This window comes from Rheinheimera sp. 1928-s (genome assembly GCF_029269265.1).
Taxonomy (GTDB): Bacteria; Pseudomonadota; Gammaproteobacteria; order Enterobacterales; family Alteromonadaceae; genus Pararheinheimera.
In genome coordinates this window covers 152,163-165,081 of record NZ_JARIXP010000008.1, presented here as the reverse complement: position 1 = coordinate 165,081, position 12,919 = coordinate 152,163, and the positions used below count along the sequence as shown (strand labels likewise).

Sequence of the window (12,919 nt, the reverse complement as noted above, 5' to 3'; positions counted from 1 at the left end):
TGGAAGCGCAGTGATGTGTTAAGCTAACTCATACTAATTGCCCGAGAGGCTTAACCATACAACGCCCAAGGTGTTTGTGTGTGGTGTGAAAAGAATTCGATTTATCAGTTTGCTTGTTAAAGACCTAAAAACAGTTTTTGCCTGGTGGCAATAGCGCTGTGGAACCACCTGACTCCATTCCGAACTCAGAAGTGAAACGCAGCCGCGACGATGGTAGTGTGGCAGATGCCATGCGAGAGTAGTTCACCGCCAGGCTCCCAAATACAGAACCCCGCTCAGTGAGCGGGGTTTTTTATTTTCGGCCCTAAACCACCTACTTCAGTAGGTGGTTATCATCCAAAAGGCTTTGCCTGAAACTCTGTTTGTATTTTTCTTATGAGCTATACCAAGCTGGGATTAGGCATCAAGTTCTTTGGCACAGACTAAATAAAAAAGTAACGGACGCTGCAGTTGCTCAGTTACTCGACAAAGGGCCCCTTTTAGGGGCTTAACACAAAGCCACCTTCTTCAGAAGGTGGATTCTTTACTTTCGGCCCTAAACCACCTACTTCAGTAGGTGGTTATCATCCAAAAGGCTTTGCCTGAAACTCTGTTTGTATTTTTCTTATGAGCTATACCAAGCTGGGATTAGGCATCAAGTTCTTTGGCACAGACTAAATAAAAAAGTAACGGACGCTGCAGTTGCTCAGTTACTCGACAAAGGGCCCCTTTTAGGGGCTTAACACAAAGCCACCTTCTTCAGAAGGTGGATTCTTTACTTGCGCTGCACAGGCGGTCGCCAGGGTGAAACAGGAAAAACGGGACGCAAACAGTTTTGCGTCACGCCTGTTTCACGCCTTGAGCTCTGCGAAAGGCCGGACAAGACGGCCTGCTGTCGCCTCACCGCCCGGAATAAGCACCCGAATTCAGAGCTAATCCGCTGTTAAAGTAGTTCACCGCCTCCGAATTCAGAGCTAATCTGCTTGAATTGCAAACAATACCCGCTCAACTCTCAGCCAAAACCCAAAGACGGCCGCCCATAAGGGACGGCCCCTACAGGCGATTGTGCCAATCTCCATCCCCAAAACACCCCCATTAGCCGCATCCCTCTGGCAATAGTCATCAAACCCAACTTAGTATCTGCTCAACCCATAATCAGAATAACGAGGTCCAGGTGCATTTATTTATTAAAACTGCGGTTTTTGCAGCGATTTCAGGTATCAGTCTGAGCGCAATAGCAGCACAGCAACCGCTGCAATATGAAGATGTATTTCAGTTAGAGTTTGTGTCAGACCCTCAGATCAGCAGCGATGGTGATCAGGTCGTATTTGTGCGTAACCGTTTCGATCAGGTGCTTGATAAACGTCTTGGATCGTTATGGCTCAGTGATACGAAAACCGGTCAGTTGCGGCCTTTAGTGTCAGAACAAGCAGATATCAGCTCGCCTTTATGGTCAGAAGATGGCAAAAAACTGGCTTTTATTTCATCGGCTTCGGGTAAACAACAGATCCATATCCGCTGGATGGACAATGGCCAAAGCGGCCAAATCAGCCATTTACCTGCAACTCCTTCAGGTTTGAGCTGGTCACCAGACGGTAAGTGGCTGGCTTTTTCGATGTTTACGCCGAAAAAAGCAGCGAATCCGGTCACTTTACCGGGTAAGCCTGAACAAAACGACTGGGCTAAAGCGCCTGTTTATATAGACACCATGCAATACAGAGCTGATGGCCGGGGTTATTTACCTGCAGGCTATCGACATATTTATCTGATGGCTGCTGATGGTGGTACTCCCATACAGCTAACCAGCGGTGATTTTGATCATGGCGGCGACATCAGCTGGCAAAAAGACAGTAAAGCGTTTTACTTTTCTGCCAATCGTCAATCGGACAAAAGAGCTCAGGCTCAAAATAGTGAAGTGTACAAGTTAACTATCGCTGATAAAAACCTGACTCAAGTCACTGACCGTTTTGGCCCCGATCACTCGCCGGCTTTATCTTCTGACGGCAAATGGCTGGCTTATCTGGGCTATGATGATAAAAAGCTGGCTCATCAGGCCAATCAGCTTTATGTCAAAAACCTGCAATCTGGCGAGATTAAAGCTCTTACTGCAGATTTAGACCGGGCCATTGATGGCTTTAGTTGGGGCGGCGACAGTGATGCGCTTTATATTCAATACGACGATCAGGCGCAGGGAAAAATTGCCTTACAACCTCTGAGCGGCAAACGTAAAGTACTGGTGGAGCAGGTTGGTGGTGGCTCCTATAGCCGTCCTTATACTGGTGGCAGTTTTAGCGTGTCTGATGATGGCGACATTGCCTATACCCAAATGTCGACTCAGGCGCCAGCTGAACTTGGCTTATGGCAGAGTGGCAAAAAGAAACAGCTGACCGAACTGAACAAAGATTTGCAGCTATCCCGTGATATAGGTGAAGTAGAAGAGTTTTGGGTGACTTCTTCTGTCGATCAGCGCAAGTTGCACAGCTGGCTGATTTTGCCGCCGAACTTCGATAAAACCAAAAAGTACCCGCTCATACTGGAAATCCACGGTGGCCCACATACCGCTTATGGTCCTGTATTTGCGATGGAATTGCAGTTGATGGCTGCTCAGGGTTATGTAGTGTTGTATACCAACCCCCGTGGCAGCACTAGCTATGGTATGGAATTCGCCAATCTGATCCACCATAAGTTCCCGAGTGAAGATTACAACGATCTGATGGATGTGGTGGACGCTACAGTGGCGAAAGGTTTTATCAATCCTGAACAACTCTTTGTGACTGGCGGCAGTGGAGGTGGTTTATTAACCAGCTGGATAGTAGGTCATACCGACAGATTTAAAGCTGCGGTAGCTGTAAACCCTGTGATTAATTGGTTTAGTTTTGTACTGAATGCCGATATGTACAACTACTTCAGCCAGTACTGGTTCCCTGGCATGCCATGGGAGAAACCAGAGCATTACCTGAAGCACTCACCCATCAGTTATGTGGGCAATGTCAAAACCCCAACCATGCTGATGACGGGCGAAGCAGATCACCGCACCCCTATTTCTGAAACTGAACAGTTTTATCAGGCGCTGCAATTAAGGGGTATAGAAACCGCTATGGTAAGGATCCCAGGTGCTTCACATGGCATTCATATCAGACCAAGCAATATGATGGCCAAGCCTGCTTATATCACCTACTGGTTTAACAAACATAAAAAGTAGAGTTTTGTAGCTGTAATTAAAAAGGGCCGTCTTTAATAAAGCGGCCCTTGGTTTTTTAGGGGGTTACTCAGATATAAGCAAAAGCGTCTGCAAACATTTGTTCGCGTTTGGCACCTTGCTCTAGGAAAGCATCCCGCACAACACCCACCATAGGGAAAGGACCTGCAATATAAATATCGTAAGCATCCAGAGATACAAAATCGTCCAGCACCGCCTGATGCACTAAACCAGAACGGCCTTGCCAATTATCTGTTGGGCTTTGGACTACTGGCATCAACTTATAATCATGGTAAGTGGCTGCCCATTGCTGCAATTCTGGCATATGGTACAAAGCTTCCTCGTGACGTACCCCCCAATATAAAAACACTGGTCTTTTCACACCTGCAGCCGCTATCGCCTGCGCAATACTGTAGATATAAGAAAAGCCTGTGCCGCCAGCCAGCAACAAAATAGGGTTATGACTGTCTTCACGCCAGAATGCCTGACCTAAACCCACTTCTACAGTCACGTCATCGTTGCTTTGCAGATGAGCTAATGCCTGACCGGAATATTGGTCGGCTACTGCGCCGCCAATATGTAGTTCCAGTTGATCCTGTGCAGGGATAGAAGCAACAGAAAAAGGCCTTTTGTCTTGATCTGTTAAGCACAGCTGCAAATATTGGCCTGGTTTAAATTCAACTTTCTGTTGTGGTGTCAGCAGTATCTGGTGCACTCCTGAAGTTAAGGGCTGAATTTTATCGACGGTACAAATCACTTTGGTCATGAATAATCCTGCGGCTTAGCCACGAATAAAAGGGTGGTGTAAGGTCAGATCTGACTCGGCATAAGCCAGACAACAATAGGTAAAGTTCTGCGCTTTATCCAGATCGGACAAAGGTTCAGGTGGCAGATAAGACACAGAGCCAGAGCGCAGGCGGCAGACGCAGGAGGTACAAACCCCTTGTTTGCAACGAAACGGAAAGTCGATGCCATGGCGCAAAGCCGCTTCGAGAATAGTTTCGTTGCTGTCTACCTGAAAACTCAGACCGCTGGGTTGTATTGTCACCTGATGGCTCATTTTTGGCCTGGCACTTTTAGCGCAGGAACTGCTTGTTCTGCAGGCATTATGTCCAGTTCAGCCCAGATATCATCTACTTTGGCTTTAACTGCCGGATCCATCACTATAGGTTCTCCCCATTCACGGGTTGTTTCGCCTGGCCATTTATTGGTGGCGTCTAAGCCCATCTTTGAGCCTAAACCCGATACTGGCGAGGCAAAATCCAGATAATCGATGGGCGTGTTTTCTATCAAGGTCGTATCACGCGCTGGATCCATCCGGGTCGTAATAGCCCAAATCACATCCTGCCAGTCGCGGGCATTGATATCGTCATCACAGACAATCACAAATTTGGTGTACATAAACTGTCGCAGGAAAGACCAGACGCCCATCATCACGCGTTTAGCATGGCCAGGGTATTGTTTCTTCATGGTCACTACAGCCATACGGTAGGAACAACCTTCAGGCGGCAGGTAAAAGTCGACAATTTCCGGAAATTGTTTTTGCAAAATAGGCACAAAAACTTCGTTCAGCGCCACACCTAAAATCGCCGGCTCATCTGGTGGACGGCCTGTGTAAGTGCTGTGGTAAATCGGATTTTCTCTGTGCGTGATATGAGTCACAGTAAATACGGGAAAGGAATCTACTTCGTTGTAATAGCCGGTGTGATCGCCATAAGGACCTTCAAGCGCCATTTCGCCCGGCTCGATATAGCCTTCCAGTACATATTCAGCAGTGGCTGGTACTTGTAAATCATTACTGATACAGCGGGTGACTTCGGTATTATCACCGCGTAATAAGCCAGCAAAGGCGTATTCAGATAAGGTATCAGGCACCGGAGTCACAGCGCCTAAAATGGTGGCAGGGTCGGCTCCTAAAGCAACAGCGACCGGAAAACGCTGACCCGGATTGGCTTTTTGCCATTCTAAAAAGTCCAAAGCGCCACCACGATGCGATAACCAGCGCATAATGACTTTGTTTTTCCCCAGCACTTGCTGGCGGTAAATACCTAAATTCTGCCGCTCTTTATGCGGGCCTTTAGTGACGGTTAAACCCCAGGTGATTAAAGGTGCAGCATCTCCTGGCCAGCAGGTCATCACTGGAATTTTGGTTAAATCAACCTGATCGCCAGAAAGCACTACTTGCTGACAAGGAGCTCGTTTCACTTCTTTGGCTGGCATATTCAACACTTGTTTGAATACAGGGAGTTTGTTCCAGGCGTCTTTTAAACCTTTTGGCGGCTCAGGCTCTTTCAAGAAGGCCAGTAATTTACCAACTTCACGTAAAGCGGCGACATCAGTCTGGCCCATACCTAAAGCAACACGCTCTGGTGTACCAAATAAATTAGCCAGCACCGGAACATCAAAACCTTTTGGGTTTTCAAATAACAAAGCAGGGCCACCGGCACGTAAAGTCCGGTCAGCTATTTCGGTCATTTCCAGATAGGGGTCGATTTCCATCGAAATTCGTTTGAGCAATCCACGTTGCTCCAGCTGACTGATAAAGTCACGCAGGTCTTTATATTTCATAAGGCTCTGGCTCTGCTTAGTGTGGGGGCTATTATACATGGCTGGTATAGGCAAACCAGCCTGTGCTGCTTTGTGGTTCTGACCAATACGAAGCAAAGGACAGATAAGACCAATCTACTGTCGTCACATGTCATCTTCATCTGGACGCAGTTAACTTGCGTTTCGACGGCTTCGTCATCTAATGTGGGACATAACGCTCATGATGGAGTCAGTTTTATGAATTTTCCTGAACAAATTAAACAACAAAGCTGCATGGACTGTTTAAGTGGCCAGTCACTTGGTTTTGAAATTCGTATGGCATTTCAACCTATTATCGACTGGTCAGTGCAAGACATTATAGGCTATGAAGCTTTGGTTCGAGGCCCTGAAGGTCAGGGCGCTGGCTGGGTATTTGAGCAAATTAACGACAGCAATAAATACTATTTTGATCAGGCCTGCCGGGTAAAAGCCATTGAAACAGCCTCTAAGTTAGGTTTGAAAAAGCTGTTAAGTATTAATTTCTTACCTAATGCCGTTTATAACCCCGAAACCTGCATCCGCGCCACTATTGAAGCGGGCGATCTGTTTGGCTTTGATATCACTCAAATTATGTTTGAAGTGACAGAAGGTGAGCAGATTATCGATCAGGGCAAGCTGAAACGTATTTTCGAAAGTTATGCCAAGCGGGGTTTTATCACAGCAATAGATGATTTTGGCTCAGGCTATGCCGGCTTAGCCTGGTTAACCTCGCTACGGCCAGCGGTATTAAAGCTGGATATGGGCTTAATACGGGATATTGATCAGGACACAGTCAAACAAGCTGTGCTGAAAGGCATTTTAACCGTCTGCTGTGAGCTCGGTACCAAAGTGCTGGCCGAGGGCGTTGAGAGTAAAGCCGAACTGGATTATCTGGTCGACGCTGGTATCAATTGGTATCAGGGCTATTACTTTGCTAAACCTCAACTGGAAAAGCTGTTAACTCATTCAGAAATCAACGGCTGGCGCTAAGCTGAAAAAAACTGTAGATTATCAGACATCTGGATGTCTAAGGTGTTCTTCATGAAAAAAGCGACTCAATTGATCCATGCTGGTCGTGGCAAAGAATGGACAGGCTCGGCAGTAAACCCGCCTGTAGTGCGAGCCTCGACTATTGTTTTTGATACGATGGCTGAACTGAAACATGCCACAGCACATCGCGGTGACAGAGTGCCTTATTATGGCCGTCGTGGCACCGCCACTCATTTCGCACTGCAGGATGCTATTTGCGATCTGGAAGGGTCAGCTGGTTGTGCTTTATACCCTTGTGGTGCAGCTGCTATTAACGCCGCTTTATTGTGTTTTTTAAAGCAGGGTGATCATCTCTTAATGGTCGACACCGCCTATGAACCGACCCGCGCTATTTGCGACAAGTTACTGGCAGGTTTAGGCATAGAAACTACCTATTACGACCCTTTGATTGGTGCTGGTATCAGCGCCTTAGTAAAACCCAATACCAAAGTTATTTTTCTTGAATCTCCAGGTTCTCTGACCATGGAGCTACAGGACATTCCTGCCATAAGCACTATAGCGAAAGCGCATAACTTAGTATTGATGCTGGACAATACCTGGGGCACCCCTCTGTTGTTGGATGCCTATGGTCTGGGTGTAGATGTCTGTATTCAATCAGCGACCAAATACATAGTGGGGCACTCAGATGCGATGATAGGTATTGCCACTGCCAATGAACAGTATTGGCCACAGCTGCGGGAGCATAGCTACCTGATGGGCTATTGTGCCTCAGCCGATGATGCCTATTTAGCCAGCCGTGGTCTGCGAACTTTAAAAGTGCGTTTAGCTCAGCACGAAGCTAATGCGTTAAAAGTGGCGAAGTGGTTGCAGCAACGACCTGAAGTTGAAACTGTGCGTCATCCTGCTTTACCTGAAAACCCTGGGTACGCTATTTTCCAACGTGATTTTTCCGGTAGCAATGGTTTGTTTTCTTTTGTGCTAAAACAAGGGGATGCCAAAGCTGTAGCGGCTTTTATTGAAGGTATGGAACATTTTAAAATGGGTTTTTCCTGGGGCGGGTACGAGAGCCTGATTATTCCAAACTTAAATATTCAGAAACTCAGAACAGCCAGCAGTTGGCCTTACAGCGGGCCTTTAATTCGTTTGCATATTGGCTTGGAAGATACGGAAGATTTAATTGCCGACTTAGCCGCGGCCTTTGAGCGTTTTCATCAGGCGCTGTAACTACAGCACCTGATGTTACTTGGGTATATCCGTTACTGCCGTAAAAAAGACTCGATGCTTTCGCCTGTTACTTTGCCAATTTGGCTGAACAGATAAAAGATTGCCACCATTAGCACCACAGTAACAGGCAGCACAATGACCGGATAACTCATTGCCGTCATTTGTGCCAGCTCCTCATTGAACGATGGCGTGCCTGGTGCGCTGACCAGCAAATATTTAGCCAAAGCATAATTAAGTACTGACGACAAAGTAAAAGCTCCTGCCACCAGGTAAGCACAGTTCTGTAATTTAGCGGCGAAAAGTTGTTCCGCATTGTTCGCTTTTAAACTAGCGTCCAGCTTGGTTAAATCCATCAGTTCGTCATTTAACAGAATCTTTTTCACCAGCGGGTATTTACTACGTTGACTGATTAAGACGGCCAAAGCAATTAAGCCTGGTACAGCCGCTTCTTTAATGGCGATATAAGCCGGATCCAGCTGTAACAAGCTGATGCCACCTGTCAGTAATACACTGACTACACCCAACACGGATAAGAAGTTTACCTTTTTGCTTTGCTGTAATTCCCACAAACCAAAACCCAAGGGGAAAGCCAAAGCCACCACTAAAGCCCAAACAGGCCCGAGCTGATGTTCTTCACTGAGTTTACTTAAAATCAGCGTAGGGATAACGATGTTAAAAAGTAGGTTTACTAAAAACCCGGATGACTTTTTCTTTTCTGTCTGACTCATAAATGCTACCGATGCTGCCTGTTTTACTATAACCGCTGCTTACTGTGGCCCGAGTATATCTGATTTAACCGCTGTTACGCAGTATCACGCTGAACTGCGCTACAGGCTCGATAGAAAGGCTGGCGCAGCAGACTAAATTAGCAAAAGCTCTAAACTACTGATTTGCTGAACATTGTAAAAACTTAGCAAGAACTCTGGCACTAAAACGAACCATTCTCAATGGCATCTTATTGATTTTGTTGGTTTTTTATTGAGTTTGTTCGTTTTTAGACTACAATAAGCACAGTTTTTGAATTTGCAGGTATCAGCTATGAAAGGCCAACCACTAGTGCTCGCTAAGCTTAATGAGGTGCTGACCTCTGAGTTAACGTCCATTAACCAGTATTTTTTACATGCCCGTATTTATAAAAATTGGGGTTTGGCTCAGTTAAATTCGGTTTGTTATAAAAAATCGATCAAAGATATGAAACAGGCTGACGAGCTGATTGAGCGTATTTTATTCCTCGAAGGCCTGCCTAACCTGCAAGCTTTAGGCAAATTACGTATTGGTGAAGACACTGAAGAGATGCTGCAGTGTGATCTGGATTTCCAGTACGACCAGCTGCCTTTATTACGTGACGCTATCAAACTATGCGAACAGCATCAGGATTACGTCAGCCGTGAATTGCTGCAGGAGATTCTGGAACATGAAGAAGAGCATGTCGACTGGATTGACACGCAACAGCAACAAATTACGCTTGTGGGTCTGGAAAATTATCTGCAAAGCCAAATGGGTTCAGGAGACTAAGAATGAAAGGTAATACACAGGTTATTGCAGCCTTAAACGAGCTGCTGTCGAATGAACTCAGCGCCATGGATCAGTATTTTATTCATTCCCGCATGTATCACGACTGGGGATTACACAAATTATTTGAGCGCATCGATCACGAAGTGACAGATGAAAAAGCTCATGCTGCAGCGCTGATTGAACGTATTTTGTTTTTAGAAGGTACGCCGGATTTATCCAAACGTGATCCTTTGCAGGTAGGTACTGATGTACCTTCTATGTTGCAGAATGACTTAAATGTTGAGTATTCGGTAGGTGCTTTGCTGAAGAAAACCATAGCCCTGTGTGAATCGGCGCAGGACTACGTCACCCGCGATTTGCTGATGACTTTGCTGGACGACACCGAAAACGATCACGCCCATTGGCTGGAACAACAGCTGCGTCTGATCAAGCTGATTAGTTTACCCAACTATATTCAGTCGCAAATCTAAGGCTGTTGTCTGTCTGCCAAAAAGCACCTTCGGGTGCTTTTTCTATTTGAAGTCGTCAGAAATTGGAGCGGGTGGCGGGAATCGAACCCGTGTCTAAAGCTTGGGAAGCTTTCATTCTGCCATTGAACTACACCCGCATGCGGCTTAAAGTACAAAACCCTGTAGAGACAAGTCAATCAATACCTTAAGGATTATTAGCGTGACTCCAGAACAAATTCAGCAGGCTGCGGCCTGGCTGGCGGATTATCGCCGCCGTGGTGAGGCCGCGCCTTTATTGCCAGTAGAGCAGCGCCCTACGTCATTGGCTGAAGCTTTTGCTATTCAGCAATGGCTCTTTATTGAATTGGACTTGCCTGTTGTGGGGTGGAAAGTCGGACTACCAGGTCCGGATAAATGGGTATTGGCACCTATAGCTAACTTGCAGCAAGGTGAACTTTGCCTGTTTGAGCAACAATCAGAGCAGTACAGTATTGAGCCTGAACTGGCATTTTTGCTGTCGACCGATTTACCTGCCCGTCATGAAGCTTATAGTGAAGCTGAGATCAAAGCTGCCATTGCTGCCACTCATCTGGCGTTGGAGCTGATTATCCGGCCTTACCGGGCCGATGCTGGCGCAGAATTTTTAGATCAGTTAGCGGCAGGTTTATTTAATCAGGGTTTGTATATTGGCCCTGCTTTAGCTGACAATGGTTTCCCGGAAAAAGTTGAACTGGTACTGGACTATTCGGGCCAGCAACAGAAGTTTGATGCTCAGCACCCCAATCAGGATCCATTATTGCCTTTGTATTGGCTGGTGAACCATTTAAGTCAGCAGGGTATTGGTTTACAAAAAGGTCAATGGGTGATCACTGGCTCTTATGCAGGTGTACTGACTATTCCTGCAGAGCAACCTATTACTTTAACCTTTATGGGTTATCCTGCTTTATCCTTCAGAACCTGATTGCAGGTTTGTTAGCACAAAGAGAATGTATTGATGTTTCCTATTAAAGATCCCGTGCTGGTTTTTGCTTTGGTGGCGGCGCTGATGCTGCTGGCGCCTATTGTGATGGCGCGTTACCGTTTACCCGGCATGATAGGTTTATTATTTGCTGGTGCTGTGCTTGGCCCTAACGCACTGAATGTGCTGGCCCGTGATCAGTCTTTTGTGCTTTTTGGCACCGTGGGTTTGTTGTACATCATGTTTACCGCCGCTCTTGAAATTGATATGGCGAAGTTAAAAAAGTACAAAACCCATAGCATAGTCTTTGGTTTGTTAACTTTTGCTATTCCGCAAAGTGTAGGGGCAGGAGTCGGACTGTTGTTTGGCTTCGACTGGCCAGCCGCCATTTTGCTCGGCAGTATGTTTGCTTCTCATACTTTGTTGGCTTATCCCATTGCCAGCCGGCTTGGCGTATCAAGAAATCAGGCGGTAACAGCTGCAGTCGGCGGTACTATTTTAACAGACACTTTAGCTTTGCTGGTGCTGGCCGTAATAGCCGGCATGACCAGAGGCGAAATGAACGACATTTTTTGGTACAAACTAGGGGCGTCGTTGTCTCTGTATGTCGCGCTAATACTCTTTGGTTTGCCATGGCTCGCTCGTTGGTTTTTCCGCAATGTGGGCGGCGATGGGGTCGCTGAATTTGTGTTTGTACTGGCGATGGTGTTCTTGTGTGCCAGCTTGTCTCATCTTGCCGGCGCTGAGCCTATAGTAGGTGCCTTTTTAGCAGGCCTGGCCTTAAACCGTTTAATTCCTCACAACGGCACCCTGATGAACCGTATTCAGTTCACTGGTGAAGCTATTTTTATTCCTTTTTTCCTGCTTTCTGTGGGGATGTTGCTGGATTTAAGTGTGTTTTTTGGCGGCGTCAGGGCCTGGCTTATTGCCTTTGCCATGGTCATCACTGTTATTTCAACTAAATGGCTGGCGGCACAGGCCACCCGATTATTTTTAGGTTACAGCAACGATCAAGCAAAAGTCGTGTTTGGTTTAAGCGTCGCTCAGGCGGCTGCTACTCTGGCTGCAACTATAGTGGGCCACGAAATCGGCTTGTTTGATGAGACTGTTGTGAATGGCGCTATTCTGATGATTCTGGTGACTTGTTTCCTGGCTCCACTGATGGTGGACCGTTACGGCAGAAAAATGGCGATAGCCAATCAGCAAGACGATGGGGATGCAGACATACGGCAACAACGTATCATAGTTGCGTTAGCGGATCAGGCTCAGAGCGGAGAGCTGTTGGAACTGGCTCGTCTGTTGCGTGATCCACAGCATACACAACCTGTTTACCCTCTGACGGTAGTACCTGATACGGACAGTTCCAAAGAGCGGGTGAAGCGGGCAACTGCGATAGTGGATCAGGCGGTTAAGTCTCTTGCTGAATCCGAGGTACCGGCTGTACCTGTCACTCGTCTGGATTTAAATATCACGGATGGCATTCTGCGGTCCCGCAAGGAACTGAATGGCTCAGAGTTGATTGTTGGCTGGAGTGAACACACAACTGCTCCTGAGTATTTGTTTGGTTCTATGCTGGAAAAATTACTGGCTGACCGTCACTACACTTTATTAGTCAGTCGTACCCGGCATCCATGGCAAACCTGTAACCGTTTATTCTGGTGTTTACCCAATCATGCAGAATCTGAGCATGGATTTATTGAAGCAGTGGCTTTGGTGCGCCGTCTTTGTCAGCAATTGGGTGTTAGCCTTAGTCTGGTGATACAGGATGTGCAACGGGAAAAAATAGCGAAAAAACTGAAACAGCTCAAAGTGACAGATGAAATCGGGTATTTGGTGGTGCCTGCAGAGCAAAGCTTGCTTTTGGTGCTACAGGAGCATGGTGCATCTGATCAACTGATTGTCAGCTATGGCGTCAGGCAAGGTGGTCTGGCATGGCATTCGTCATTGCAGGAGCTGCCAACCAGCATAGCGACTGAGTTCCCTAACGCAAATTTACTGGTGATTTATCCGGCTGAACCTGAAGAGGATCACGAATAAAAA

The 12,919-nt window shown here is 46.7% G+C and carries 11 protein-coding genes, 1 tRNA gene and 1 rRNA gene; 8 read left to right on the top strand and 5 right to left on the bottom strand.

What is annotated here, in order from left to right:
• Nucleotides 1–140: 140 nt before the first annotated feature.
• Nucleotides 141–255: ribosomal RNA gene (gene rrf / locus P3C17_RS18445) — 5S ribosomal RNA — on the top strand.
• Between the two features lie 898 nt (nucleotides 256–1,153).
• Entirely contained in the window at nucleotides 1,154–3,181 is a 2,028-nt protein-coding gene (locus P3C17_RS18440; protein WP_300930789.1) for a S9 family peptidase, read from the top strand.
• Between the two features lie 67 nt (nucleotides 3,182–3,248).
• Here the strand turns inward: P3C17_RS18440 and fre are convergent, their stop codons facing one another.
• The 3 genes from fre to ubiD are packed head-to-tail and all read right to left on the bottom strand — an operon-like array spanning nucleotide 3,249 to nucleotide 5,746.
• Complete coding sequence (fre, locus tag P3C17_RS18435) at nucleotides 3,249–3,944, bottom strand: NAD(P)H-flavin reductase (RefSeq protein ID WP_300930788.1); 696 nt, start codon at nucleotides 3,942–3,944, stop codon at nucleotides 3,249–3,251.
• A gap of 15 nt (nucleotides 3,945–3,959) precedes the next feature.
• Nucleotides 3,960–4,226, bottom strand: coding sequence for a 2Fe-2S iron-sulfur cluster-binding protein (locus tag P3C17_RS18430; protein WP_300930787.1), 267 nt, complete (start codon nucleotides 4,224–4,226; stop codon nucleotides 3,960–3,962).
• Between the two features lie 8 nt (nucleotides 4,227–4,234).
• On the bottom strand, nucleotides 4,235–5,746 hold the full coding sequence (gene ubiD / locus P3C17_RS18425) for a 4-hydroxy-3-polyprenylbenzoate decarboxylase (RefSeq protein ID WP_300930786.1): 1,512 nt from the start codon (nucleotides 5,744–5,746) through the stop codon (nucleotides 4,235–4,237).
• A 216-nt stretch (nucleotides 5,747–5,962) separates the two neighbouring features.
• Here ubiD and P3C17_RS18420 point away from each other — a divergent pair, with 216 nt between their 5' ends.
• Nucleotides 5,963–6,733, top strand: coding sequence for an EAL domain-containing protein (locus tag P3C17_RS18420; RefSeq protein WP_300930785.1), 771 nt, complete (start codon nucleotides 5,963–5,965; stop codon nucleotides 6,731–6,733).
• A gap of 51 nt (nucleotides 6,734–6,784) precedes the next feature.
• Nucleotides 6,785–7,957: a cystathionine beta-lyase gene (locus tag P3C17_RS18415; protein WP_300930784.1), complete on the top strand. Its 1,173-nt coding sequence runs from the start codon at nucleotides 6,785–6,787 to the stop codon at nucleotides 7,955–7,957.
• A gap of 32 nt (nucleotides 7,958–7,989) precedes the next feature.
• Here P3C17_RS18415 and P3C17_RS18410 read toward each other — a convergent pair whose 3' ends face one another.
• Nucleotides 7,990–8,685 carry a VC0807 family protein gene (locus P3C17_RS18410; protein WP_300930783.1) on the bottom strand — a complete coding sequence of 232 codons (696 nt, stop codon included), beginning with the start codon at nucleotides 8,683–8,685 and terminating at the stop codon, nucleotides 7,990–7,992.
• Between the two features lie 310 nt (nucleotides 8,686–8,995).
• On the opposite strand from P3C17_RS18410, the gene bfr (P3C17_RS18405) reads away from it, so the two are divergent.
• Both bfr (P3C17_RS18405) and bfr (P3C17_RS18400) read left to right on the top strand, forming a co-directional pair.
• Nucleotides 8,996–9,472, top strand: coding sequence for a bacterioferritin (bfr, locus tag P3C17_RS18405; RefSeq protein ID WP_300930782.1), 477 nt, complete (start codon nucleotides 8,996–8,998; stop codon nucleotides 9,470–9,472).
• Between the two features lie 2 nt (nucleotides 9,473–9,474).
• Nucleotides 9,475–9,942 (top strand): bacterioferritin, encoded by a 468-nt coding sequence (gene bfr, locus P3C17_RS18400; RefSeq protein ID WP_300930781.1) that lies wholly within the window; start codon nucleotides 9,475–9,477, stop codon nucleotides 9,940–9,942.
• Nucleotides 9,943–10,005: 63 nt separating this feature from the next.
• Here bfr (P3C17_RS18400) and P3C17_RS18395 read toward each other — a convergent pair.
• Nucleotides 10,006–10,079 (bottom strand) — tRNA-Gly (locus P3C17_RS18395).
• A gap of 62 nt (nucleotides 10,080–10,141) precedes the next feature.
• On the opposite strand from P3C17_RS18395, the gene P3C17_RS18390 reads away from it, so the two are divergent.
• Both P3C17_RS18390 and P3C17_RS18385 read left to right on the top strand, forming a co-directional pair.
• The gene (locus P3C17_RS18390; RefSeq protein WP_300930780.1) at nucleotides 10,142–10,882 is read left to right on the top strand and encodes a fumarylacetoacetate hydrolase family protein; all 741 of its coding nucleotides are present in this window, start codon (nucleotides 10,142–10,144) and stop codon (nucleotides 10,880–10,882) included.
• A gap of 33 nt (nucleotides 10,883–10,915) precedes the next feature.
• Nucleotides 10,916–12,916: a cation:proton antiporter gene (locus P3C17_RS18385; protein WP_300930779.1), complete on the top strand. Its 2,001-nt coding sequence runs from the start codon at nucleotides 10,916–10,918 to the stop codon at nucleotides 12,914–12,916.
• Nucleotides 12,917–12,919 lie beyond the last annotated feature (3 nt).

Coding starts and splice junctions, on each gene's coding strand:
- P3C17_RS18410 (WP_300930783.1), bottom strand. CDS start 8,685: ATGAGTCAGACAGAAAAGAAAAAGTCATCCGGGTTTTTAGTAAACCTA.
- ubiD (WP_300930786.1), bottom strand. CDS start 5,746: ATGAAATATAAAGACCTGCGTGACTTTATCAGTCAGCTGGAGCAACGT.
- P3C17_RS18415 (WP_300930784.1), top strand. CDS start 6,785: ATGAAAAAAGCGACTCAATTGATCCATGCTGGTCGTGGCAAAGAATGG.
- bfr (WP_300930782.1), top strand. CDS start 8,996: ATGAAAGGCCAACCACTAGTGCTCGCTAAGCTTAATGAGGTGCTGACC.
- P3C17_RS18420 (WP_300930785.1), top strand. CDS start 5,963: ATGAATTTTCCTGAACAAATTAAACAACAAAGCTGCATGGACTGTTTA.
- fre (WP_300930788.1), bottom strand. CDS start 3,944: ATGACCAAAGTGATTTGTACCGTCGATAAAATTCAGCCCTTAACTTCA.
- P3C17_RS18385 (WP_300930779.1), top strand. CDS start 10,916: ATGTTTCCTATTAAAGATCCCGTGCTGGTTTTTGCTTTGGTGGCGGCG.
- bfr (WP_300930781.1), top strand. CDS start 9,475: ATGAAAGGTAATACACAGGTTATTGCAGCCTTAAACGAGCTGCTGTCG.